Below are 23,957 nucleotides of genomic sequence, written 5' to 3'. Positions count from 1 at the left end.
TAAGAAGGCTAGATCTATTAAATAAGTGAAAGAAACGCTAACTAAATGAGCACAAAAAGGAAAATATAGGATAAGGCTGGAACTATACTTAAAAATAAGGTATGATATCAGTGGGATGTTCTCTATATAGCATCTGTTTACTGATCTGGATTTGTGGGGAATAGGCTGCTAAACAGTATGAGACACTGATCCGTAAATCTGATATGAAGGGTTTTGATACTTTGAGAAATAGCAAAGGAGGAGCGCATGCACAAGATTTTACTAGTAGAAGATGACCAAGTTATTCGACATCAAGTGGGAAAACTGCTCTCTGAGTGGGGCTTTGAGGTCATTTTGGTAGAAGATTTTATGGAAGTATTGAGCTTATTTGTTCAGTCAGAGCCTCATTTGGTCCTCATGGATATTGGCCTGCCACTCTTTAATGGTTACCACTGGTGTCAGGAGATTCGTAAGATTTCTCAGGTACCCATTATGTTTCTGTCTTCGAGAGACCAGGCTATGGATATCGTCATGGCAATCAACATGGGAGCAGATGACTTTGTGACCAAGCCTTTTGACCAGCAGGTGCTTCTTGCAAAGGTTCAGGGCTTGTTGCGCCGTTCTTATGAATTTGGCCGAGATGAAAGTCTGCTGGAATATGCGGGTGTAATCCTCAATACCAAGTCCATGGACCTGCACTATCAGGGGAAAGTTCTGAGTTTGACCAAGAATGAATTTCAAATTTTGCGAGTGCTGTTTGAACACGCTGGCAATATCGTGGCGCGTGATGACCTGATGCGGGAACTCTGGAATAGCGACTTTTTCATCGATGACAATACCTTGTCTGTCAATGTTGCTCGTTTGCGCAAAAAGTTGGAGGAACAAGGCTTGGCAGGTTTTATCGAGACTAAGAAAGGGATAGGATACGGACTGAAACATGCTTGATTGGAAATCATTTTTTCTAGCCTATCTGCGTTCTCGCAGTCGCGTTTTTGCCTATATTTTTTCATTAGGCTTTCTCGTCCTTCTCTTTCAGTTTTTATTTGCTAGTCTAGGAACTTATTTTCTTTATTTCTTTCTGCTCAGTGGCTTTTTGACCTTCTTATTTTTGGCTTGGGATATATTTGCAGAAGCTCAGGTTTACCGGCAGGAAGCACTCTATGCTGAGCGAGACCCCAAGTCTCCTCTGGAATGTGCGCTAGCAGAAAAACTTGAAGAGCGAGAGTCTGAATTGTATCAAAAGAAGTCGGAAGCCCAAAGTAAACTGACGGATTTGCTTGATTACTATACCTTGTGGGTCCATCAGATTAAGACGCCTATTGCAGCTAGTCGCCTTTTAGTAGCAGAAGTCTCTGATCGTGAGGTCAAGCAGCAACTGGAACAGGAAATCTTTAAGATTGACTCCTATACCAATCTGGTGTTGCAGTACTTACGTTTAGAGAGTTTTCATGATGACTTGGTATTTGAACAGGTCCAAGTGGAGGACTTGGTTAAGGAGATGGTTCGTAAGTACGCACTTTTCTTTATCCAGAAGGGACTAACAGTCAATCTCCATGACCTTGACAAAACTATCGTGACCGATAAGAAATGGTTGTTAGTCGTCATTGAACAAATCCTTTCAAACAGCCTCAAATACACCAAGGAAGGTGGTTTGGAAATCTATATGGAGGATCAGGATCTTTGTATCAAGGATACGGGAATCGGGATAAAAAATAGTGATGTCCTCCGAGTCTTTGAACGTGGCTTTTCAGGCTACAATGGGCGTTTGACCCAGCAATCATCTGGACTTGGCCTCTATCTATCTAAGAAAATTTCTGAAGAACTGGGTCACCAGATTCGCATCGAGTCTGAGGTTGGGATAGGAACAACTGTTCGCATCAAGTTTTCCAATAGGAATCTGATAATTGAGTGAGCATAGTTGATGATAACCTTATCCATCTGTGGAATTTTTGTTTTAGTCGATATCTCTATTTTTATGATAACGTCTAGAAGTTACCGTAAGATTGTCCAGATGTAAAAAATGTTACACTAGGAAACGACTAGAATATAGTCAAAAAATAAAAGAGACAAAAATGAAAGAAAGTTATTTTGACGGAGGAATCATAGATTATATTGGATGCTCCATCTTAGTAGCCATAATTTTCGGGCTTACCTTGGAGATCGCAACACCTTGGGCGGTTTGCATGATGAAAAATTGAAAATCAAACACACGGTAGTGGATGGGTAACGTCTATACTTTGACGGGATTGGAGCACAACTGTTCGGTAACTGGATCAAGTGGTTTCTTCTAACCATCATCACGTTTGGAATCTATGGCTTCTAGTTGAAAATCAAAATGAAGCAATGGATTGTCGAACACACCAATCATGTTTAAAGATTAAAACGGCATCTTCTTTCAGAGGAGATACCGTTTTTTTCTTTTTCGTATAAGGAAACAAAAATTTCTTCCTTTCTCTATCTGTTCAATTGATAGATTTCTTTGGAGAAAGACTGTAAAATTTTTGATATAATGTTAAGGATAGACTGACGTATGTTTAAAGGATAATTTTCAAAAACATAACAGGTGAGAATTAAAAATATGTAAGATTGAAAAGAAGTCTCTCTGCCATCATCCAAGCAGAAACAAGATTATATGAAATAAAAGGAGTAACCAATGACCGGAAACTATTCAACACGTGAATACCGTGAGAAATTATATGATGACCTTCATGTTCGATTAAGAGATACAGTGATTTTGATGTGTGCGATTTTTATTGCCTCTATAGGTTTAAATATGAATTCAACAGCTGTCATTATTGGAGCCATGCTGATTTCCCCTCTTATGACATCGATTGTTGGACTCGGATTTGGTTTAGCTATTTTTGATGCGCGTTTAATCAAGCAATCTCTAGAGGTTTTATTTACTCAAGTATTGGTCAGCTTGCTTGTCTCGACTCTGTATTTCTGGATTTCTCCCTTATCTTATGCAAGTAGCGAGTTGATTGCACGAACCTCTCCAACCATTTGGGATGTTCTCATTGCTATTGCTGGTGGGATAGCAGGTGTAATTGGGTCAAGGAAAAAAGAAGCAAACAATATCGTGCCAGGAGTAGCCATTGCGACAGCTCTGATGCCACCTATCTGTACTGCAGGATATGGTTTGGCTAACGGAAATGTACGATTTTTATTTGGAGCTCTCTATCTTTTCTTGATCAACTGTATTTTTATCATGCTAGCCAACATTGTTGGAACAAGAATTTTGATGAGAAAATCTCCCTTAAGTTCATTTAAAGAGCTAAACATTAAAATGAAAATTGGCTTGATATCCTTGATTGTATTATTGGTTCTTCCAGCCAGTTATTCAGCAGTCACTCTGACGATGGATCAAGCGCGAAAAGAAGGAATCAAACAGTTTGTAGCAAAAGAGTTCGCCAATCACACGGTCATTAATCAAGTCTACAAGTCAAGAAACAATGAATTGGTCTTAACGGTTGTTGGAGATCCGATTTCAGAAGAAGAATTAGAAACGCTCCATCAAAAACAAGCCTCTTACGGTATTCAATCTGTTCAATTAAAAGTAAATCAAGTTCATAATTCGACAAAATTAGATAGTGAGATGACCAAGGAATTTTATGAAAATATTAACAAGTATATTGATCAAAAACTCTCTGAAAAGGATTCGCAAAAAGATCTCGTAAAAGAAAATGAAGCAGATAAGGATTGAGGATATTGACCTTATCTAACTCATGAAAGCAAATCTTGTGTGGTGGTTTGGCCAATCACTACTAGCTCAGATTAAATAAAATATAAAAAGCAACAGCTGAAATAGTTGTTGCTTTTTCTGGCTCTGAAAAATATTTCTCAGACTGTGATTGTTTTATTTCTCAACGCGTGATTTGTTGGCGATATCAGCTAGGATTGCTGCTACAAACTCATCTACTGGGACAGTTTGTGTTTCTTTTTGGCCATAGCGACGAACATTGACTGTTCCGTCTTCCATTTCCTTATCTCCAACAATCAATTGGTAAGGAATCTTGCTGGTTTGTGAAGCACGAATCTTGAACTGCATTTTTTCATTGCGCTCATCTACATCTGCACGGACACCACGGTCACGGAGTTTCTTAGCAACTTCCCATGCGTAGTCCACGTGTTTTTCGTTAGAAACGGGGATGAGGGTTACTTGATGTGGTGCAAGCCATGTTGGGAAAGCACCCTTGTAGTTCTCAATCAAGATAGCTGTGAAGCGTTCCATGGTTGAGATAACCCCACGGTGGATCATAACTGGACGGTGTTCTTCACCGTCAGCTCCGATATATTTAAGGTCGAAACGTTCTGGCAACAAGAAGTCAAGCTGGATCGTAGAAAGAGTTTCTTCTTTTCCAAGGGCTGTCTTAACCTGAATATCCAATTTTGGTCCGTAGAAGGCTGCTTCGCCTTCGGCTTCAAAGTAGTCAACGCCCATCTCATCAAGGGCAGCACGAAGCATGGTTTGAGCATTTTCCCACATTTCATCGTTATCAAAGTACTTGTGAGTATCTTGAGGGTCACGAAGAGAGAGGCGGAAACGGTACTCGTTTAGGTTGAAGTCTCCGTATACATCGATAATCAACTGAAGGGCACGTTGGAATTCTTCTTGGATTTGTTCTGGAGTCACAAAGAGGTGACCGTCGTTGAGGGACATTTCGCGCACACGTTGAAGACCAGTGAGGGCACCAGATTTTTCGTAGCGGTGCATCATACCGATTTCAGCGATACGGATTGGCAATTCGCGGTATGAGTGAACATGGTGTTTGTAGACTTGGATGTGGTGTGGGCAGTTCATTGGACGAAGGACAAATTCTTCACCGTCACCCATATCCATGGTTGGGAACATGTCTTCTTGGTAATGATCCCAGTGACCAGAAGTCTTGTAGAGTTCTACTGAAGCAAGAGGTGGAGTGTAAACGTGTTGGTAGCCAGAAGCCAGCTCCTTGTCGACAATGTAGCGTTCCAATTCACGACGGATAGTCGCACCATTTGGTAACCAGAATGGTAAACCTTGTCCGACTTCTTGTGAAATCATGAAGAGATCAAGCTCTTTACCGAGTTTACGGTGGTCACGTTCCTTGGCTTCTTCACGCATTTGAAGGTAGTTCTTCAAGTCTTTCTTGTCAAACCAAGCTGTACCGTAGATACGTTGCATCATCGCGTTGTCGCTATTTCCACGCCAGTAAGCACCTGCTACATGGAGAAGGTGGAAGATTTGGATACGGCCTGTTGATGGAACGTGAGGGCCACGGCAAAGGTCCACGTATTCACCTTGACGGTAGATGGTCAAACCACCCTCATCTTCAGAGTGTTCTTCGATCAATTCTAACTTGTAAGGATCGTGTTTGAAGATTTCACGGGCCTCGTCTTTGGTAACTTCCTCGCGAATAGATGGGAAGTTTTCTTTAACGATCTTCTTCATTTCTTCTTCGATACGAGGAAGGTCCTCATTGGAGATTTGACCAGCAGTATTGTCAGTATCGTAGTAGAAGCCATCTTCAATAGCTGGACCAACACCCAAGTGAATATCTGGGAAGAGGCGACGAGCTGCTTGGGCAAACAAATGAGCCGCTGAGTGGCGCAAGATTGGAAGAGCATCTTCGTGATCAGGTGTCACGATTTCGATGCTTCCATCCTCGGTGATAGCACGAGTCGTGTCGATGAGTTTGCCGTTGAATTTACCAGCCAAGGCTTTTTTAGCGAGGGAATTGCTGATGCTTTGCGCAATTTCGAAAGTTGTCACGCCAGATTCGAATTCACGAACAGCGCCATCTGGGAAAGTAATCTTAATCATGGTTTTCTCCTTAAATATTTATTCTATTTTTGTTGGGCAATTTTAAGAGCCGAGCAACTTCTTCTGCAGTCTGATTTTCTGGTTGACTACCATCTGTTATGAGGCTAGGATAGCCTAATCTCACCGCTTCCTTCCGAACCATTTGGGCAAAAAGAATGTCTCGCTGCATCCAGTTTTCAAAAGCTTGCTCAGAGTTGGTTGTTCCCTCTAAGACAAAAGGAACTCATTCTCTCTGTCTATAATGCTTTTTTTGAAAATCAGCTGTCGGAGTCAAGCATAGATAGGATGATGCTTGACATTCAAGCTCCTTTACCAAGTGAGGCAAAAGTCCTGCTCCCTCCACCAAGAGAGGTCTATCTTGATTTTTTATCAAGTAAGATTTCACATAAGGAAAAATCTCTTCATAAAAGCGCCATTCTTCATCTGCCATCTCTTCTGGACTTCTCATCCAGATTTGTTCTGGATTTCTGTCCTGTCTAAGAAGACAAATCGGCTGTGAGTCTGCACTTGCTTGACTCATCATCTCATCTACCAAATCATCCAGTTTGATATGAAGTAGTTGATACTGTCTAGCAAGAAGTGAGGCAATTGTTGATTTTCCACTACAAGGCGATCCGCCAATCATATAAAGCATCATTCTTCCTCCTTCTGACAAAATAAAAACGACATCCAAAAAGGACGTCGCAACGTGGTTCCACCTTCATTTATGTTCCTCAAAAAAGAGGGACACCTCTGATTGGCTTTAACGTGGCCACCGTTTTATGTTTTCATAAAAGTCAGTAGAGTAGTATCAGTTTAGACTCTCTATGCGTTTCCAGCAACCACGCACTCTCTAGTAGAAAGGGACTAAGTGACTTGTCTCTATGCATTATTATAGCATGATTGCGAGATTTTTCAAGGATTTTGTGAAAGTTTTTTATTTTTTCCTTGCTGGAGCATATATTTAATACCTGAACCTGAAGCCATACCAAGTAGGGCAAAGAGTTCATAAGCTAGGAAATAAAGCAGAACGAACTCATGAAAAGTGATGATAGTAAAACCAAAGAGCAACCCTACACCAAGTAACCACCACAGTGAGAATTGGAAACGGTAGCTATAAAGAAGGGATACGATAAAGGTTGCCAAAGGTGAAAAGAGGATGATGTTATAAATGTAAAGCCCTTTCAGCGTATAAGGATCAGATATCAGCAGCAAAAGCAGCTCATAGAGGGGCCAGTAAAAGAAGAATATGACAAGGTAGTATGGAATATACTTAAGATATTTCCGCATGGCAATAGTCCTCCAATCTACAAAAATTGAGAGATGTTGAAGACCACATGATCCTAAATGAAGGGGAGCTCTCTACCTATATTATAGCATATTATAGCACGATTTGGAAGCTCTTACAAGATGCTATGGTAGGCAGAAATAATAAGCTTTATGAATTTTTTTGTTATAATACTAGCATAAGAAGTAAGAAAAATTGAGGAGAAAGAATGACGAAAATAGCAGTTCTTTCAGACATACATGGAAACACGACTGCCTTGGAAGCTGTACTGGCTGATGCAAGAGCGGCAGAGGTAGAAGAGTATTGGCTTTTGGGGGATATTCTCATGCCTGGAACAGGACGTAGAAGGATATTGGATCTCTTAGCTAGCTTGCCTATTACAGTAAGAGTTCTGGGTAATTGGGAGAATAGTCTCTGGCGTGGTTTGCATCGCAAGCTAGATCCAACAAAAGCTAGTCATCGCTATCTTCTACGCCAATGCCAGTATATCTTAGAAGAGATTAGCCCTGAAGAAATCGAAGACCTCCACAATCAACCCATGCAAGTTCATCGTCAGTTTGGTGATTTGACGGTAGGAATCACTCACCATCTCCCTGATAAAAACTGGGGTAGAGAGTTGATTCATACGGGAAAACAAGAAGATTTTGATAGATTGGTGACGGATCCACATGCCTCTATCGCGGTATATGGGCATATCCACCAACAGTTGCTTCGTTACGGAAGTGACGGACAGTTGATTCTTAATCCAGGTTCGATTGGGCAACCCTTCTTTTTAGATGCGAAGTTGCGTAAGGACCTGCGTGCCCAATATATGATTTTAGAGTTTGATGAGGCAGGTTTGGCTGATGTTGATTTCCGTCGAGTGGATTATGATGTAGAAGCCGAGTTGCAGTTGGCTAAGGATTTGAAGCTCCCCTATTTCCAGGTCTACTATGAAAGTTTGGTAAATGGGATTCACCATACTCATAATCAGGAATTTCTGTATGAAATTGCCCAAGAACAAGGGCATGATGCCGAGTTGGATGCATGGCTGGATGGTGGTAATAATTGACATTACAACGCAAAAGGGTATAATGGGTATCATATAGGATGTGAAAGGAGAAGAAGATGCAAATTTCAAGCCGATTTACGATTGCGACTCATGTGTTAATCATTATTGCCATCAAGAGTCAAGAGAGTAAGGTAACCAGCGATTTTCTCGCAGCCAGTGTTGGAGTCAATCCAGTCATTATTCGCAAAACCTTGTCCCAACTCAAAAAAGCTGAGCTGATATCAGTTGCGCGTGGGACGGGCGGTACCGAGATTATCAAAGACCTCCAAGATATCAGTCTTTTTGATGTTTATCAGGCAGTCGAATGTTTAGGAAAATCTGGTAAACTCTTTAGTTTCCATGACAATCCCAACCCTAACTGTCCAGTAGGGGCAAATATCCATGAAGTTTTGGATCAAAAATTGCTGGATATCCAACTAGCGATGGAAAACCAACTTCGTCAGACGAGTCTAGCTCAGGTTGTGGCAGATGCAGAAGCAAGAATAGTAAAATAAGAGGGCTAGGCTCCTCTTTTTCTATTGCCACAATTATGGTACAATGTAGTCATCAAAGGAGGAGACTATGTACTTTATCACAGGATTTTTTGTCCTACTTTTTCTCGTTTCGTTTTTAAGGGACAATCGCAGTCTCTGGAATCCAGCTCTCTTGCTTTTGTCTCTGCTCTTTTCTTATATGTCCATTGCCAATCTTTTTTACGAAGCTGGGCAGAAAGAAGTGCACATGGTTTTCTTTGCAGGGATTTTTCTCCTGCTACCTCTTTTAGTTTTTCTAAGTGGTTTTTTCCTTATTTATAATGGATTTGTGTTATTGAAAAAAGAAGGAAAATCCAAGGCAAATTATTTGTCTCTAGGATTAGGCTGCGTGATTCTATTCTTTTTTGTGATCATGGCTATCCGAGTGAGCGATACCAAGGGCTTGTTCTACACCAATCATCTAGTGAATATTATCTTTTTCTTTTTGATTTATTCGTATTTGATTTTTGGTTTTGCCTTTGCAGGATTTCTGCTTTATTCTATTCTGTATCTTTTTATTCCTAAGAAAAAATATTATGATTTTATTATTATTCACGGTGCAGGCTTGTTGAATGGAGAAAAAGTAACTCCCTTACTTAAGAGCCGTATTGACAAGGCTGTAGAGGCTTATCGTCAGTCGTCCAATCCCAACGTTAAAATCATCGCCAGTGGTGGTCAAGGTGGGGACGAGAAGATTTCTGAAGCTCAGGCAATTTGTAATTATTTGATGGAAGAGACGGATGTTCCGAGAGAAGCGATTCTCCTAGAGGAAGACTCAACGACGACTTATGAGAATCTTCTCTTCTCAAAAGAAATGGGAGAGAAACTGGTAGCAAATCCACGTTTTCTCTTTGTGACCAATGACTATCATGTTTTTCGTACTAGCACCTATGCCCGTCGTATTGGGATGAAGGGAGATGGCCTTGGTTGTCGGACAGCCGCCTACTATATCCCATCGGCCTTTATTAGAGAATATATTGCTCTATGTGTGAAGATGAGATGGCTTTTTATCGCCTTCTATACTTTATTAATTTTAGCTCTGATTTTCTCCTATAGAGGTGTTCTATGGTAATATGTAAAATTCATATTGTAATTCTTGTTAGAATCTCTAAAAAATCTTGTAGTAACCCTAAGGGCAAAATTGTCACTAGTAATGAAAGAGCGGGGTAAGTGATTGTGAGTGCGGTTTTTGGAACGGTTTTATGATTGCTCGTCAATCAATTGAACAATTTCTAACCTAGTTGCAGATTTTCAGAGAGAGTCAAAAATAGGCAACTGAATATGAGTAGACTAGAATTTTACAGTCAACGACAAATAAAAATGTGAACAGCAACAGAGGTTCACATTTTCTTTTTGGTCTATGGCAAAATGGCTTTTAGTTCCTTCAGGATAGTTTGCAAGGTTACGATCGCTTGTTCTCCTTGTTGTGGTTGATAGAGTAGTTGGAAATACTTGCGAATAGTTTTTTCAAATTGTTTAGGGAGGAGAGTACAATTGGTCTTTGCGTACTCCAACATTCGTTTTTCACCAGGATGGGTTTGCTCATTGAGTGCAAATAACAAGTCAAAGTAGGAAGCAAAGAATTCACTTGTACGATGATTCATACTGAGAAGATCTTGGCGTTTGATAGCTTTTTCTATTTGGTGAGAGAAGGCAGGCATGGCTTGTTCTAGCAAAAGGAGTTGCCTTTCAATGATCTGTTTTTTGAGTTCCTGTGGATAGGGAATCTGGTAGGTTCTTTGGAGCGAAGCATAGTGTCCATTCGGATCGTATAGAATCTTGCTGTGGAGTAGATTATGCCACATACAGGTTGTATAAGCGTTTTGAGCTTTGTGTTGAAAAACGGTTGAGTTCAATTCTTGTTCAAACGACTCCAGTGAACGATAAATCAACTCGATTTCGACACCGTTGTTTAGCACGCAGTCGTCCTCTAACTCCCAAAACTGGTTTCCAATTTCCATATAAGAACAGTACTTGCTCAGAATGTTTTGGCGAATCGTCTCATCTATAGGAGAGTTGAGATAGACATAGACATCATAGTCAGAATTTTGATCGTAGTCTTGTCCTGCACGTGAACCACCAAGAGCGATGGCTTCTACTTGTTCCAGTTGAGAGAATTCTTTGTAAAGTTCGTGGATCATGATTTTTCTCCTTGCTTTATGGTTTTAAAGTCATTTTATCAAAAAGTAAAACGTTTGCATAGCATTAAGTTGCTGCTTTTTCGTTTATAGCAAAAAATGTGAACCCCTGTTGTTGGTTCACATTTCTTTTTTTATTCTGCAGCTTGTTGCCAACGTTTTGCTAGCTTATGAGACAGGCTAGAAATGGCAAAGTTAAAGATAAAGTAAATCAAGGCAATCAGGATATAAAGACTGAAGACCTGCTCTGGTTCGAAATAGCGTCCCATGAGAATTTGGCTGGCGCCAAAGAGTTCTTGTAGGGCGATAACAGAGTAGAGAAGGCTGGTATCCTTGATCACAGTTACAAACTGAGAAATGATAGCTGGCAGCATTTTACGGATCGCTTGTGGGAGAATGATATGGTAGAGGATTTGGGCTGAAGTGAATCCTTGTGACATTCCTGCTTCGTATTGTCCCTTGTCCACGGCATTGAGGCCGCCTCGGATAATCTCAGCCAAGGCTGCTGAGGTAAAGAGGGTAAAGGCTGTAATACCAGCTGGTGTGGACTTCATCCTAAACACCAAAAAGATGGTGAAAATCCAGAGGAGGTTGGGAACGTTACGTACAAACTCGATATAAATGCTGGAGATGATCCGTAAGACAGGATTTTTCCCATTTCTCATGACGGCTAGTACTGTTCCGATAAGGGTCGAGAGGACGATAGCAATCAGAGAAATGTAGAGGGTTAAGCCAAATCCTTTAAAGATAAAGATTAGGTTATCTGGGGTCAAAACTTCTAAAATAGATTCCATAGTAACCTCCTAAAGTGAATAGGCTTTTTTGTTGGCTTGCTCCATCTTGCGACCAAACTGGGCGACAGGGAAGCATAGAGCAAAGTAGAGAAGTGCGGCACCTAGAAAGGCAGGGATGTAGTTTCCGTTTAGAGCCGACCAAGACTTGGTCACAAACATCAAGTCTACTCCAGAGATGATAGCGACGGTAGAGGTGTTCTTGATGAGGTTAACGATTTGGTTGGTCAAAGGAGGGAGAATGATACGGAAGGCCTGAGGCAAGATAATCAAGCGCATGGCACTGATATAGGTAAAACCTTGTGATAAGGCGGCCTCCATCTGACCGCTAGGAATAGACTGAATACCTGAGCGAATAACCTCAGCGATATAAGCTCCGTGATAGAGTCCTACACAGAGAACAGCTGTCCAATAGATCGGAATCATGATGGTATGGTCACTGATAAGAGGCAAACCATAGAAGACGATGACAAACTGCACCAAGAGGGGAGTGTTTTGATAAAATTCGACAAAGATACGAGCCAAAACACGCAAGAATGGGCGTTTGCTGGTTGACATGGCTCCAAAGAAGATGCCCAAAACCATGGCAAGGATAAAGGATCCAATCGCTAGGGCAAGGGTGAAGAGGAAACCATTGAAAAATTGTCCAAAATCCTGAAAATAGGCTGTCCAAGATGATAAATCTGTCATGGGGTGTCCTCCTTAATCTGCGGTATGGCTAGATGGTTTGAGCTTGTAACGGTCATAGAGTTTCTGCAAACTACCATCCTTGCTCCATTTAGTGACCAAGCTATCAAGATAATCGTTGAGCTCAGTGTTTGATTTCTTGGTAACAATACCGTAGTCAGATGGTTTAAAACTATCATCTAGTAGTTCTGTTCGTTTACTGGTGTAGCCAGACAGGATAGAACGGTCCACGGAAAAGGCATCAATACGGTGAGCGTGAAGGGAAGTAATCAATTCCGGGTAGGAACCAAGTTCTACAAACTTAAACTTCAGACCTTTCTTTTTACCCAGTTCGGTAATCAAGCGTTGGGTGATGGAACCTTGGGCAACTCCGATGGTTTTGCCATTTAGGTCTTCAATGCTTTTGATATTGGCAGATTTGTTGACCAAAAATCCAGAAGCGTCCGTATAGTAGGGACTGGTGAAGTTGTAGAGTTTTTTACGTTCTTCTGTGATGGTAAAGGTCGCGATATCCAAATCGACCTGTTCATTGTCAAGAAGGGGGCCACGGGTTTGAGCGGTAACAGGAACGTAGCGAACCTTGACCTTGAGCTCATCTGCAATCATCTTGGCAAGGTCAGTTTCGATACCAGAATAAGTCCCTGTCTTAGGATCCTTGTAGCCAAAATTGGGAACGTCTTGTTTCACACCAACAACTAGTTCGCCTCTTTTTTGAATGTCTGCGACGCTAGTATCGGCTTGGACTGGTTTGGCTAAAGCAAGGCTGAAAAGGCTGATCAATAATGCTGATAAAAAGAATTTCTTTTTCATAGGCGCCTCCTTATTTGACTTTGTCACTTTCGTGGTTGATAATTTTGCTGAGGAATTGCTGGGCACGAGGTTCGCTTGGATTGTCGAAAAAGTCATCGACATCTGTCGTATCCACCAAAACTTCTCCGTCGGCCATAAAGATGATACGGTCAGCAACTTCACGGGCAAAGCCCATTTCGTGGGTAACGATGATCATGTTCATCCCGTCATGTGCCAGTTTCTGCATAACTGCTAGAACATCTCCGATAGTCTCAGGATCAAGAGCAGATGTTGGCTCATCAAAGAGGAGGAGCTCCGGATGCATAGCAAGACCACGTGCGATGGCAATCCGCTGTTTTTGTCCACCAGATAGCATGGCTGGATAAGAATCTTTTTTGTCCCACATATTTACAAATTCCAAATATTTTTGGGCTGTTTTTTCAGCTTCTTTTTTATCAATTCCTAGAACTTTTATGGGTGCCAGTGTCACGTTTTCTAACACCGTTTTGTGTGGATAAAGGTTAAAATGCTGGAAAACCATGCCGACTTCCTTACGAAGAGGAACTAAATCTTTCTGGCTGGCACCTGCTACTTGGTGTCCATTGACTAGGAGACTTCCTTTGTCAATAGCCTCTAAACCATTAATCGTACGGATAAGAGTGGACTTCCCAGAACCAGAAGGTCCAAGCAGGACAACAACTTGTCCTTTTTCAAAACGGAGATTGATGTCGCGGAGTGCGTGGTAGTCTCCGTAATATTTTTCGACGTGTTTAAATTCTACTAAAGCCATGAGGGATCTCCTTTGTGTTAGATTTTATAACACGATTCTACAACAAAAGAATGTTCTTGTCAAATCATATCTGAAAAAAATTCACTAAAATTTTATAAAAAAGCAATCTGGATAGAGAAAAAGCCTAAATCATGTTATAATGAAGCGATAGAATTCTTAGAAAGAGTGGATGTCTTTTTGATAACTCCTACTTATGAATGGCAGTTTGCCCCGCAGGTTGAAGATGCGGATTTTACAAAGATAGCCAAGAAGGCTGGGCTGGGTCCTGAGGTGGCTCGCTTATTATTTGAAAGAGGGATTCAGGATGAAGAAAGTCTAAAGAAGTTTTTAGAACCTTCTTTGGAGGACTTGCATGACCCTTATCTGCTCCATGATATGGATAAGGCAGTGGAACGGATTCGTCAGGCCATTGAAGAAGAGGAAAACATTCTCATCTATGGAGACTACGATGCGGATGGCATGACCTCAGCTTCTATTGTTAAGGAAAGTTTGGAACAGCTTGGCGCCGAGTGCCGTGTTTATCTGCCAAATCGTTTTACCGATGGCTATGGTCCCAATGCCAGTGTCTATAAATACTTTATCGAGCAAGAGGGAATTTCCTTGATTGTGACAGTGGATAATGGAGTTGCTGGTCACGAGGCCATTGAACTGGCCCAGTCTATGGGAGTGGATGTTATTGTGACCGACCACCATTCCATGCCTGAAACCTTGCCAGATGCTTATGCCATTGTCCATCCTGAGCATCCAGATGCGGACTATCCTTTCAAATATTTGGCTGGTTGTGGAGTGGCTTTCAAGCTGGCTTGCGCCCTTTTAGAGGAAGTGCAAGTGGAACTGCTTGATTTGGTTGCTATCGGTACCATTGCCGATATGGTGAGCTTGACGGATGAGAACCGTATCTTGGTTCAATATGGTCTGGAAATGTTGGGGCATACTCAGCGCATCGGTCTGCAAGAAATGCTGGATATGGCTGGGATTGCTGCCAATGAAGTGACAGAAGAAACGATTGGCTTTCAGATTGCCCCTCGTTTAAATGCCTTAGGTCGCTTGGATGATCCCAACCCTGCCATTGATTTGTTGACTGGCTTTGATGATGAGGAAGCGCATGGAATTGCCCTCATGATTCATCAGAAAAACGAAGAGCGCAAGGAAATCGTACAATTTATCTACGAAGAAGCAAAGACCATGGTGGATCCTGAGAAGAAGGTCCAAGTCTTGGCCAAGGAGGGTTGGAATCCTGGAGTTCTGGGTATCGTGGCTGGGCGCTTGTTGGAAGAACTAGGGCAGACAGTCATTGTTCTTAATATAGAAGATGGTCGTGCCAAGGGTAGCGCTCGTAGTGTGGAAGCGGTCGATATTTTTGAGGCACTGGATCCCCATCGAGACCTCTTTATCGCCTTTGGCGGCCATGCTGGTGCAGCGGGAATGACGCTGGAAGTTGAGAAACTTTCAGATTTATCTCAGGTCTTGGAAGACTATATCCGTGAAAAAGGCGCAGATGCTAGTGGTAAGAACAAGCTAAATCTAGATGAAGAGCTAGACTTGGAGACTCTTAGTTTAGAAACGGTTAAAAGCTTTGAGCGCTTGGCGCCTTTTGGAATGGACAATCAGAAACCTGTCTTTTATATCAAGGATTTTCAGGTCGAAAGTGCTAGAACCATGGGAGCAGGCAATGCCCACCTCAAACTAAAAATTTCCAAGGGTGAGGCGAGTTTTGAAGTGGTAGCCTTCGGACAAGGTAGATGGGCGACAGAGTTTGCTCAAACAAAAAACTTAGAATTGGCAGTCACCCTGTCTGTCAATCAATGGAATGGTCAAACTGCCCTCCAGTTGATGATGGTAGATGCGCGTGTGGAGGGTGTTCAACTCTTTAACATTCGTGGGAAGAATGTAGTTTTGCCAGAAGGGGTTCCAGTCTTGGACTTTGCTGGAGAATTACCAGAATTAGCGACTAGTGATGCTGTGGTTGTGAAAACCATTCCTGAGGATATTACCTTGCTGAAGACCATTTTTCAGGAACAAAATTTCTCTGCGGTCTATTTCAAGAACGACATTGACAAGGCCTACTACCTAACAGGTTATGGGACTAGAGAGCAGTTTGCCAAATTGTACAAAACCATTTACCAATTCCCAGAATTTGACATACGCTACAAACTTAAGGACTTAGCAGCCTATCTCAATATCCAACAAATCTTGCTGGTCAAGATGATTCAAGTATTTGAGGAACTGGGCTTTGTAACTATCAAAGATGGTGTCATGACTGTCAATAAAGAAGCGCCGAAAAGGGAAATTGCTGACAGTCAGATATATCAAAATCTCAAACAGACCGTTAAAGACCAAGAAATGATGGCGCTGGGTACGGTGCAGGAAATGTATGATTTTTTAATGGCAGAAAACTAGAAGGTAGGAAAGAGTTGGGCAACCAGCTCTTTTTTGGAAACAAATCTTCATTTTGAAAATCATTAAAAAAATGGTATAATGGTAGGAAAAGATTCGGCTGAAAGTTTTAGAACTTTTAGAATAAGAGGGTAAATCTACCCTATAATCATGATAATTTAAGTTTCGGAGGAAAAATGAGTAATATCAGTTTAACAACACTAGGTGGTGTGCGTGAAAACGGGAAAAATATGTACATTGCTGAGATCGGCGATTCGATTTTTGTTTTGGATGCAGGGCTTAAATACCCTGAAAATGAACAACTAGGGGTTGATGTCGTCATTCCGAATATGGACTACCTTTTTGAAAATAGTGATCGTATCGCTGGGGTCTTCTTGACCCACGGGCATGCGGATGCCATTGGAGCTCTGCCTTACCTTTTGGCAGAAGCGGAGGTGCCTGTGTTTGGCTCTGAGTTGACCATTGAGTTGGCCAAACTCTTTGTCAAAGGAAATGATACGGTTAAGAAATTCAATGACTTCCATGTGATTGATGAAGATACGGAGATTGATTTTGGAGGAACTGTTGTTTCCTTCTTCCGTACGACTCACTCTATCCCAGAAAGTTTGGGTGTGGTCTTGAAAACAACTGAAGGTAGCATTGTTTATACAGGTGACTTCAAGTTTGACCAGACGGCTAGTAAATCCTATGCGACGGATTTTGCCCGTTTGGCAGAAATCGGTCGTGAGGGTGTCTTGGCGCTCCTCAGTGATTCTGCGAATGCGGATAGCAATATCCAGGTGGCGAGCGAGAGTGAAGTTGGAGAGGAAATTACCCAGACCATTTCGGACTGGGAAGGTCGTATCATCGTTGCGGCAGTTGCTAGCAACCTCTCTCGTATCCAGCAAGTTTTTGATGCAGCTGCGGATACAGGCCGTCGAGTTGTTCTGACTGGTTTTGATGTTGAAAATATTGTTCGTACAGCGATTCGACTCAAAAAATTGTCTCTAGCTAACGAAAGTCTTTTGATTAAACCAAAAGAAATGTCTCGATTTGAAGACCATGAGTTGATTATTCTCGAGACGGGTCGTATGGGTGAGCCTATCAATGGACTTCGTAAGATGTCCATTGGACGTCACCGCTATGTGGAAATCAAAGATGGGGACTTGGTCTATATCGTAACGACTCCATCTATCGCCAAAGAAGCTGTCATGGCGCGTGTTGAAAACATGATCTACCAAGCTGGTGGTGTGGTGAAACTCATTACCCAGAGCTTGCGAGTATCCGGACACGGGAATGCGCGTGATTTGCAGTTGATGATTAATCTTTTGCAACCAAATTACCTCTTCCCTATCCAAGGGGAGTATCGTGAGTTGGATGCGCATGCTAAGGCTGCCATGGCAGTTGGAATGTTGCCAGAGCGTATCTTCATCCCTAAAAAGGGAACGACTATGTCTTATGAACATGGGGACTTTGTCCCAGCTGGAGCTGTTTCTGCAGGTGATGTCTTGATTGACGGAAATGCCATTGGAGATGTTGGAAATGTCGTCCTTCGTGACCGTAAGGTCTTGTCAGAGGATGGAATCTTTATCGTTGCGATCACTGTCAACCGTCGTGAGAAGAAGATTGTGGCTAAGGCTCGTGTCCATACACGTGGATTTGTTTATCTCAAGAAGAGTCGTGACATTCTCCGTGAAAGCTCAGAATTGATTAACCAAACGGTAGAAGAGTATCTTCAAGGTGATGATTTTGACTGGACAGAGCTCAAAGGCAAGGTTCGTGATAATTTGACCAAATATCTCTTTGATCAAACTAAGCGTCGTCCAGCAATCTTGCCAGTCGTGATGGAAGCAAAATAATAAGCAGAATACCTACAGAAAAAGTCGAAATTCGGCTTTTTCTTATAGAATAGTATAAAGGAGAAAACCATGGCAGTTATGAATATTGAGTATTACTCTGAAGTTTTGGATATGGAGTGGGGGGTGAATGTCCTCTACCCTGATGCCAGTCGGGTAACTGAACCAGAGTGCACAGATATTCCTGTTCTTTATCTTTTGCATGGAATGTCAGGAAATCAGAATAGCTGGTTCAAGCGAACCAATGTCGAACGCTTGTTGCGGGGAACCAATCTCATTGTTATCATGCCCAATACTAGCAATGGTTGGTACACAGATACCCAGTACGGTTTTAACTACTTTACTGCTCTAGCAGAAGAGTTACCTCAGTTTATGAAACGTTTCTTCCCCAATATGACCAGCAAGCGAGAAAAGACCTTTATAGCAGGTCTCTCCATGGGAGGATATGGTTCCTTCAAACTCGCTCTATCGACAAATCGTTTTTCTCATGCGGCTAGTTTTTCTGGTGCGCTCAGTTTTCAGGATTTTTCTCCTGAAAGTCAGGATCTGGGGTCACTTGCCTACTGGCGAGGAGTTTTTGGAGAGATTAAAGACTGGACAGCTAGTCCTCATTCGCTTGAAAGCATGGCTGCAAAATCCGATAAAAAGACCAAACTATGGGCTTGGTGTGGGGAACAAGACTATCTCTACTCTGCCAATAATCTCGCAGTGAAAAACCTCAAAAAGCTTGGTTTTGAGGTGACCTATAGTCACAGTCCAGGCAAGCACGAGTGGTACTACTGGGAAAAACAATTGGAGCGTTTTTTGGCTACTTTACCAGTTGACTTTGTCTTGGAAGAACGCTTATCTTAGTTTTAGGTTTCTTTCAGCTTTTCTCAGTAAAATAGAGAATCTATCTTGATCAAGGAAAATGCGATTTCAAGATAGATTCTTATTTTTATGAAAGGTGGAGTGTCATGTTCTGGATTATTCGATTATTCTTCCGATTTCTGTTGGGAATTTGGCGTTTCTTCTGGCGTCTGGTTTGGACTGTAGTTATTCTACTGCTCATTGCTTTTGGAGTGGTTTGGTATCTGACAGGTGATTTTCATTCTGCGGTCAATCAGGTTGAAAAAATGAGCCAGATTGGTCAAGATGGCTGGAATCAATGGCAAGAAACGGGAACGCTGGAAGTCTTATCTCAGACAGACAGTCACCAACATGCAGAAGGCAAGTGGGCTCAGGCCTCAGCTCGCATCTATATTGAGCCTCAAATGGATGAGACCTTCCAAGCTGCCTATGCAGAAGCCATAAAAAACTGGAATCAAACGGGAGCCTTTACCTTTGAGGTCGTTGCGGATCCTAGCCAGGCAGATATTGTGGCAAGTGAGATGAATGATGGATCGACTGCTGTAGCAGGTCAAGCTGAGAGTCAAACCAATTTGTTAACCAATCAATTTATATCTGTAACGGTTCGCCTGAATCACTATTATCTATCCAATCCAAACTATGGATATTCTTATGAACGGATCGTGCACACGGCGGAGCACGAGCTGGGACATGCCATTGGATTGGATCATACCAACGAAACTTCTGTCATGCAGCCAGCAGGTTCCTATTATGGGATTCAGCCTCAGGATGTGAAAGCTGTTCAAGAACTCTATACCAGTAGCGACTAGATGAAGTTGGTACAATCTAAAATAAAATCAAAGCCCCTCCATCAAGTGATCGGTGGGGCTTTTTGTTCGTCCTGTCACAGGCTTTTTGCTATAATGGAACTATGAATAACTTGATCAAATCAAAACTAGAGCTCTTGCCGACTAGTCCTGGATGCTACATTCACAAGGATAAAAATGGCACCATTATCTATGTAGGAAAGGCTAAAAATCTGCGCAACCGCGTGCGGTCCTACTTCCGTGGAAGTCACGATACCAAGACGGAGGCTCTGGTGTCTGAAATTGTGGATTTTGAATTTATCGTCACTGAGTCTAATATTGAGGCACTTCTCCTAGAAATCAACCTGATCAAGGAAAATAAGCCTAAATACAATATCATGCTCAAGGATGACAAGTCCTATCCTTTCATCAAAATCACAAATGAGCGCTATCCTCGTTTGATTATCACCCGTCAGGTCAAGAAGGACGGCGGTCTTTACTTTGGTCCCTATCCAGATGTGGGAGCGGCCAATGAAATCAAGCGACTGCTGGATCGGATTTTCCCTTTTCGTAAGTGTACCAATCCGCCGTCTAAAGTCTGTTTTTATTACCATATCGGCCAATGTATGGCCCACACCATCTGTAAGAAAGATGAGGCCTATTTCCAGTCCATGGCTCAGGAGGTTTCTGATTTCCTAAAAGGGCAGGATGACAAAATCATCGATGACCTCAAGGGGAAGATGGCAAAGGCAGCTCAAAGTATGGAGTTTGAACGTGCGGCGGAATACCGTGACCTGATTCAGGCCATTGGAACGCTTCGGACCAAGCAACGGGTCATGGCGAAAGATTTGCAAAATCGCGACGTCTTTGGTTACTATGTGGATAAGGGCTGGATGTGTGTCCAGGTTTTCTTTGTCCGTCAAGGCAAGCTCATTGAGCGGGATGTCAATCTCTTCCCCTACTACAATGATCCGGATGAGGACTTCTTGACCTATGTGGGACAATTCTATCAAGAAAAATCTCATTTGGTTCCCAATGAGGTGCTGATTCCGCAGGATATCGATGAAGAAGCCGTTAAGGCTTTGGTGGACACTAAGATTCTCAAACCTCAGCGTGGAGAGAAAAAGCAACTGGTCAATCTGGCTATAAAAAATGCCCGTGTTAGCCTAGAGCAGAAGTTCAATCTGCTAGAGAAATCTGTCGAAAAGACCCAAGGGGCTATTGAAAATCTGGGACGCTTGCTCCAAATCCCGACTCCAGTTCGTATCGAGTCCTTCGATAACTCTAATATCATGGGAACAAGTCCTGTTTCAGCTATGGTGGTCTTTGTCAATGGCAAACCGAGTAAAAAAGACTACCGAAAGTACAAGATAAAAACGGTTGTTGGACCAGACGACTATGCTAGTATGCGAGAGGTTATTCGCAGACGCTATGGCCGAGTTCAACGTGATGGTTTAACCCCTCCAGATTTGATTGTCATTGATGGGGGACAAGGTCAAGTCAATATCGCAAAGCAAGTTATTCAAGAGGAGCTGGGCTTGGACATTCCCATTGCTGGGCTGCAAAAAAATGATAAGCACCAAACCCATGAACTGCTCTTTGGAGATCCGCTTGAGGTGGTGGAGTTATCACGAAATTCTCAGGAATTTTTCCTCCTCCAACGCATCCAAGATGAGGTGCATCGCTTTGCCATCACCTTCCACCGTCAACTGCGCTCAAAAAATTCCTTTTCATCCCAATTGGATGGGATTGACGGTCTAGGACCTAAACGCAAGCAGAATCTCATGAAGCATTTTAAATCTCTAACTAAAATCAAGGAAGCCAGTGTGGATGAAATTGTCGAAGTTGGGGTGCCAAGAGCAGTCGCAGAAGCTGTTCAGAGAAAGTTGAACCCGCAGGAAGAAGTGGAGTTGGCTCAAGTAGCAGAAGAGAGAGTAAATTACCAAACGGAAGGAAACCATCATGAACCATAAAATCGCAATTTTATCAGATATTCATGGCAATGCAACGGCACTAGAAGCAGTGGTTGCAGAATCTTTGGCAGATTTAGATAGTTAATATATAAACAAAAGGCCGTAAAAACGGTCTTTTGTAGTATAATGGGAAAGAAGTGAACCAGAATGGAGTGTCAATTATGATACCTTTAGAAAAATCAAATCCGTCTGAAGTTGAGAAAATTTGCTTGGAATTATATAAAAAAATGAGTTTTCAAGGTTATCCTGAATTTAAAAATGATTTAAATAGTTGGGTAGCCAGTAATGTACCAGAGCTAGCAAGTGAAAGGGATGCTTTTCTAAAGATAATGATAGGTGAGTATTCATTTTTAGAGAATCTTAAAGAATTGTTGGATAATTTCGTAGATGAAGAACCTAGATTAGCAGAGTATCTAAAAAAATCTTATGGAAAGATAGATTCGAGATTAAGGAAGAAATTAATTGATTTAAAGAACGTTTCGGTATGCCCGTATTGTAATCGTAATTATATAAACTCAACATATAAAATACTTCATTGTAATAATTGTAATCAAGACTTATTTGTAATTGATGAGGTTGAAAAAGAATGTCCGGGTTGCAAGCAAGAAATTAGTGGTCAGACTAAAGTAGTAAACACTGCTCAACTAGACCACTTTTTTCCAAAAGACAGCTATCCACTATTTGCGGTTTCATTTTATAATTTAATTCCTAGTTGTTATAGTTGTAATCATGTGAAATCAAATAAGGATTTAGAATATAGTCCCTATGATACTAGTTTTCCATTCGATGATGTAAAGTTTACATACATTCCAAAGTCTGTCGATGAGATTAAAATCAAAATTGTTTCTTGTGATATTAACTTTGAAAATGGAATTCGTGATTTGGGTATAGAGGAGCTATATCAAAGCCACATTGATGTGGTCAATGAATTGATTTGGAAAAAAGAAGTATATACAGATAGTTATAGAGAGGGTTTGTCAGAAATCTTAAATCAAACAAACCTTGAATTGAGCAAGGCTGAGGTGAATCGCTTTATAACAGGGCACTACACAGACAAAGAAAATTATGGGAAAAGACCACTTTCAAAAATGGTTACAGATATTAGCAAAGAAATTGGACTAGTAGGAGAAGAAGAATGAAATTAATTGCTTTGGTGATTAAACAGTATGATGAACTTTTTAAAAATCAAATTTTTAATTTTTCAGACGAATATAAAGTAAATTTTGATTTTGAAACGAATGAATTAAGAATTGATAAAAATCCAGATTATATTGAAAATTTTTATGGAAGATCAGTTAATAATATTAGTTTAATATCAGGGATAAATGGTAGAGGGAAGTCTAGTATATTAAATATGCTTGTACATTATGATGTATTTCAAAATAAGGAAGCTTTTATTGAAGATAAAATATATTGTTTAGTTTTAAAAAGTGAAACAGAATTATATTTTGAGTACGTTTATAATTTCTTTGATAGTAGTAAATATAGTCTTTATTTTGATGGTGAGCTGATGACTGGATTTTCTACTTTTATGGAGGGAAAAAACAAAGGGAGTATTAAGAGTTTTATATATAATTTAGAAAGTAGAGATAGTAGAAAAAATCCAAACATTTCAAGTATTATACTTGGCTTCTTACAAAGTCGTTTTAAAGAAAAACTTAAGAGGTACAGTGTATATAATAAAAATAAAAATCATCAAACTATTATTAACAGACATTTCACAGAAGCATATCCTAGCGATATTTTTGGAACTTATCAAAATTTGTATAAGGATGGACTAATTAAATCGGACCTGAAATTAAAATTGGAAATACAACTTGAAAACATAGAAGAGATATTTCCTTATATGAAATATGAGGAATATAAAAACAAGACAAAAGCCGAACGGTTTGGAGAGTTTGCCGAATTTAAAGAAGACTTTCTTGAGGGACTAGATTTAATAGAAGATGAATCAGTACGTGAAGTTTGGAGAACTATATATGACTTAAAAAAAGAGCAAAAACTAACAACTGAGTTGGATATTAACAGACAACAAAATTTTTTAATAGCCAATATAGTTTATAGATATCAAGAGGAGTTACCTAGATTATTTTTAGAATTTAATAAAAGTTTTAACAAATATTTAGATGATAAAAATCTAAGTCTTAAAAGAAAGAAAAGATTATTTTCTGAGATTGCAATTACCATGTCTACTGGAGAAACTAATCTTTTACTTTTAATTAGTGAGATTAAAAGAGTTTTATCTAATAATATTTCCCGTGATCACTACATAATTTTAATTGATGAAATAGAGACAGGTATGCACCTCGAATGG

The 23,957-nt window shown here is 40.9% G+C and carries 19 protein-coding genes and 5 pseudogenes; 16 read left to right on the top strand and 8 right to left on the bottom strand.

The genetic code is table 11. The features are described from left to right. Nucleotides 1–246: 246 nt before the first annotated feature. The 5 genes and pseudogenes from D8803_RS08400 to D8803_RS08380 all read left to right on the top strand — a co-directional run bounded on the left by D8803_RS08400 (nucleotide 247) and on the right by D8803_RS08380 (nucleotide 3,682). Nucleotides 247–924: a response regulator transcription factor gene (locus D8803_RS08400; RefSeq protein WP_125424726.1), complete on the top strand. Its 678-nt coding sequence runs from the start codon at nucleotides 247–249 to the stop codon at nucleotides 922–924. Beyond that, entirely contained in the window at nucleotides 917–1,891 is a 975-nt protein-coding gene (locus D8803_RS08395; RefSeq protein WP_131200831.1) for a sensor histidine kinase, read from the top strand. Before D8803_RS08400 ends, D8803_RS08395 begins: the two co-directional genes overlap by 8 nt. 6 nt (nucleotides 1,892–1,897) lie before the next feature. Continuing rightward, a pseudogene (locus D8803_RS09980) lies at nucleotides 1,898–1,996 on the top strand (peptide ABC transporter); the annotation flags it as partial. A gap of 55 nt (nucleotides 1,997–2,051) precedes the next feature. Beyond that, a pseudogene (locus D8803_RS09735) lies at nucleotides 2,052–2,302 on the top strand (hypothetical protein). 330 nt (nucleotides 2,303–2,632) lie between these two features. Beyond that, complete coding sequence (locus D8803_RS08380; RefSeq protein ID WP_125424728.1) at nucleotides 2,633–3,682, top strand: DUF389 domain-containing protein; 1,050 nt, start codon at nucleotides 2,633–2,635, stop codon at nucleotides 3,680–3,682. A gap of 153 nt (nucleotides 3,683–3,835) precedes the next feature. Here the strand turns inward: D8803_RS08380 and thrS are convergent, their stop codons facing one another. The 3 genes and pseudogenes from thrS to D8803_RS09730 all read right to left on the bottom strand — a co-directional run bounded on the left by thrS (nucleotide 3,836) and on the right by D8803_RS09730 (nucleotide 7,048). Then, entirely contained in the window at nucleotides 3,836–5,779 is a 1,944-nt protein-coding gene (gene thrS, locus D8803_RS08375) for a threonine--tRNA ligase (protein ID WP_131200830.1), read from the bottom strand. A 10-nt stretch (nucleotides 5,780–5,789) separates the two neighbouring features. Next, a pseudogene (locus tag D8803_RS08370) lies at nucleotides 5,790–6,416 on the bottom strand (AAA family ATPase). Nucleotides 6,417–6,673: 257 nt separating this feature from the next. Then, nucleotides 6,674–7,048 (bottom strand): hypothetical protein, encoded by a 375-nt coding sequence (locus D8803_RS09730; protein ID WP_190316816.1) that lies wholly within the window; start codon nucleotides 7,046–7,048, stop codon nucleotides 6,674–6,676. A 206-nt stretch (nucleotides 7,049–7,254) separates the two neighbouring features. Here D8803_RS09730 and D8803_RS08355 point away from each other — a divergent pair, with 206 nt between their 5' ends. From D8803_RS08355 to D8803_RS08345, 3 genes are all read left to right on the top strand, one after another. Continuing rightward, nucleotides 7,255–8,097: a metallophosphoesterase family protein gene (locus D8803_RS08355; protein ID WP_125424730.1), complete on the top strand. Its 843-nt coding sequence runs from the start codon at nucleotides 7,255–7,257 to the stop codon at nucleotides 8,095–8,097. Between the two features lie 56 nt (nucleotides 8,098–8,153). After that, nucleotides 8,154–8,591: an Rrf2 family transcriptional regulator gene (locus D8803_RS08350; RefSeq protein WP_125424731.1), complete on the top strand. Its 438-nt coding sequence runs from the start codon at nucleotides 8,154–8,156 to the stop codon at nucleotides 8,589–8,591. A 67-nt stretch (nucleotides 8,592–8,658) separates the two neighbouring features. Continuing rightward, nucleotides 8,659–9,681 carry a YdcF family protein gene (locus D8803_RS08345; protein WP_125424732.1) on the top strand — a complete coding sequence of 341 codons (1,023 nt, stop codon included), beginning with the start codon at nucleotides 8,659–8,661 and terminating at the stop codon, nucleotides 9,679–9,681. Nucleotides 9,682–9,967: 286 nt separating this feature from the next. Here D8803_RS08345 and D8803_RS08340 read toward each other — a convergent pair whose 3' ends face one another. The 5 genes from D8803_RS08340 to D8803_RS08320 form a co-directional block, all read right to left on the bottom strand. Then, nucleotides 9,968–10,750, bottom strand: coding sequence for a DUF4037 domain-containing protein (locus tag D8803_RS08340; protein WP_131200829.1), 783 nt, complete (start codon nucleotides 10,748–10,750; stop codon nucleotides 9,968–9,970). A gap of 131 nt (nucleotides 10,751–10,881) precedes the next feature. After that, on the bottom strand, nucleotides 10,882–11,541 hold the full coding sequence (locus tag D8803_RS08335; protein ID WP_000443857.1) for an amino acid ABC transporter permease: 660 nt from the start codon (nucleotides 11,539–11,541) through the stop codon (nucleotides 10,882–10,884). Nucleotides 11,542–11,550: 9 nt separating this feature from the next. Then, nucleotides 11,551–12,228: an amino acid ABC transporter permease gene (locus D8803_RS08330; protein ID WP_049501479.1), complete on the bottom strand. Its 678-nt coding sequence runs from the start codon at nucleotides 12,226–12,228 to the stop codon at nucleotides 11,551–11,553. Between the two features lie 12 nt (nucleotides 12,229–12,240). Then, the gene (locus D8803_RS08325; protein WP_131200828.1) at nucleotides 12,241–13,035 is read right to left on the bottom strand and encodes a transporter substrate-binding domain-containing protein; all 795 of its coding nucleotides are present in this window, start codon (nucleotides 13,033–13,035) and stop codon (nucleotides 12,241–12,243) included. A gap of 10 nt (nucleotides 13,036–13,045) precedes the next feature. Beyond that, complete coding sequence (locus D8803_RS08320; RefSeq protein WP_131200827.1) at nucleotides 13,046–13,804, bottom strand: amino acid ABC transporter ATP-binding protein; 759 nt, start codon at nucleotides 13,802–13,804, stop codon at nucleotides 13,046–13,048. A gap of 177 nt (nucleotides 13,805–13,981) precedes the next feature. Between D8803_RS08320 and recJ the strand changes: the two genes are divergently transcribed. The 8 genes and pseudogenes from recJ to D8803_RS08285 all read left to right on the top strand — a co-directional run. Beyond that, on the top strand, nucleotides 13,982–16,204 hold the full coding sequence (gene recJ / locus D8803_RS08315; protein ID WP_190316815.1) for a single-stranded-DNA-specific exonuclease RecJ: 2,223 nt from the start codon (nucleotides 13,982–13,984) through the stop codon (nucleotides 16,202–16,204). 173 nt (nucleotides 16,205–16,377) lie between these two features. Beyond that, the gene (locus D8803_RS08310) at nucleotides 16,378–18,039 is read left to right on the top strand and encodes a ribonuclease J (protein WP_131200825.1); all 1,662 of its coding nucleotides are present in this window, start codon (nucleotides 16,378–16,380) and stop codon (nucleotides 18,037–18,039) included. 69 nt (nucleotides 18,040–18,108) lie between these two features. Further along, entirely contained in the window at nucleotides 18,109–18,888 is a 780-nt protein-coding gene (locus D8803_RS08305; protein ID WP_131200824.1) for an alpha/beta hydrolase, read from the top strand. A gap of 104 nt (nucleotides 18,889–18,992) precedes the next feature. Continuing rightward, nucleotides 18,993–19,694: a M57 family metalloprotease gene (locus D8803_RS08300; RefSeq protein WP_131200823.1), complete on the top strand. Its 702-nt coding sequence runs from the start codon at nucleotides 18,993–18,995 to the stop codon at nucleotides 19,692–19,694. Between the two features lie 101 nt (nucleotides 19,695–19,795). Next, nucleotides 19,796–21,643 carry an excinuclease ABC subunit UvrC gene (gene uvrC, locus D8803_RS08295; RefSeq protein WP_131200822.1) on the top strand — a complete coding sequence of 616 codons (1,848 nt, stop codon included), beginning with the start codon at nucleotides 19,796–19,798 and terminating at the stop codon, nucleotides 21,641–21,643. Continuing rightward, nucleotides 21,633–21,707: pseudogene (locus D8803_RS09850) on the top strand (phosphoesterase); the annotation flags it as partial. The gene uvrC and the pseudogene D8803_RS09850, both read left to right, overlap by 11 nt. A gap of 97 nt (nucleotides 21,708–21,804) precedes the next feature. Next, on the top strand, nucleotides 21,805–22,782 hold the full coding sequence (locus D8803_RS08290) for a hypothetical protein (RefSeq protein WP_125416272.1): 978 nt from the start codon (nucleotides 21,805–21,807) through the stop codon (nucleotides 22,780–22,782). Then, nucleotides 22,779–23,957 (top strand): annotated as a pseudogene (locus tag D8803_RS08285) (hypothetical protein); the annotation flags it as partial. The gene D8803_RS08290 and the pseudogene D8803_RS08285, both read left to right, overlap by 4 nt.

This window comes from Streptococcus oralis (assembly GCF_003943385.1).
In the GTDB taxonomy this organism is placed as follows: Bacteria; Bacillota; Bacilli; order Lactobacillales; family Streptococcaceae; genus Streptococcus; species Streptococcus oralis_CA.
This window is presented reverse-complemented; position numbering and strand designations above follow the sequence as displayed.

Coding starts and splice junctions, on each gene's coding strand:
- D8803_RS08400 (WP_125424726.1), top strand. CDS start 247: ATGCACAAGATTTTACTAGTAGAAGATGACCAAGTTATTCGACATCAA.
- D8803_RS08395 (WP_131200831.1), top strand. CDS start 917: ATGCTTGATTGGAAATCATTTTTTCTAGCCTATCTGCGTTCTCGCAGT.
- D8803_RS08380 (WP_125424728.1), top strand. CDS start 2,633: ATGACCGGAAACTATTCAACACGTGAATACCGTGAGAAATTATATGAT.
- thrS (WP_131200830.1), bottom strand. CDS start 5,779: ATGATTAAGATTACTTTCCCAGATGGCGCTGTTCGTGAATTCGAATCT.
- D8803_RS09730 (WP_190316816.1), bottom strand. CDS start 7,048: ATGCGGAAATATCTTAAGTATATTCCATACTACCTTGTCATATTCTTC.
- D8803_RS08355 (WP_125424730.1), top strand. CDS start 7,255: ATGACGAAAATAGCAGTTCTTTCAGACATACATGGAAACACGACTGCC.
- D8803_RS08350 (WP_125424731.1), top strand. CDS start 8,154: ATGCAAATTTCAAGCCGATTTACGATTGCGACTCATGTGTTAATCATT.
- D8803_RS08345 (WP_125424732.1), top strand. CDS start 8,659: ATGTACTTTATCACAGGATTTTTTGTCCTACTTTTTCTCGTTTCGTTT.
- D8803_RS08340 (WP_131200829.1), bottom strand. CDS start 10,750: ATGATCCACGAACTTTACAAAGAATTCTCTCAACTGGAACAAGTAGAA.
- D8803_RS08335 (WP_000443857.1), bottom strand. CDS start 11,541: ATGGAATCTATTTTAGAAGTTTTGACCCCAGATAACCTAATCTTTATC.
- D8803_RS08330 (WP_049501479.1), bottom strand. CDS start 12,228: ATGACAGATTTATCATCTTGGACAGCCTATTTTCAGGATTTTGGACAA.
- D8803_RS08325 (WP_131200828.1), bottom strand. CDS start 13,035: ATGAAAAAGAAATTCTTTTTATCAGCATTATTGATCAGCCTTTTCAGC.
- D8803_RS08320 (WP_131200827.1), bottom strand. CDS start 13,804: ATGGCTTTAGTAGAATTTAAACACGTCGAAAAATATTACGGAGACTAC.
- D8803_RS08310 (WP_131200825.1), top strand. CDS start 16,378: ATGAGTAATATCAGTTTAACAACACTAGGTGGTGTGCGTGAAAACGGG.
- D8803_RS08305 (WP_131200824.1), top strand. CDS start 18,109: ATGGCAGTTATGAATATTGAGTATTACTCTGAAGTTTTGGATATGGAG.
- D8803_RS08300 (WP_131200823.1), top strand. CDS start 18,993: ATGTTCTGGATTATTCGATTATTCTTCCGATTTCTGTTGGGAATTTGG.
- uvrC (WP_131200822.1), top strand. CDS start 19,796: ATGAATAACTTGATCAAATCAAAACTAGAGCTCTTGCCGACTAGTCCT.
- D8803_RS08290 (WP_125416272.1), top strand. CDS start 21,805: ATGATACCTTTAGAAAAATCAAATCCGTCTGAAGTTGAGAAAATTTGC.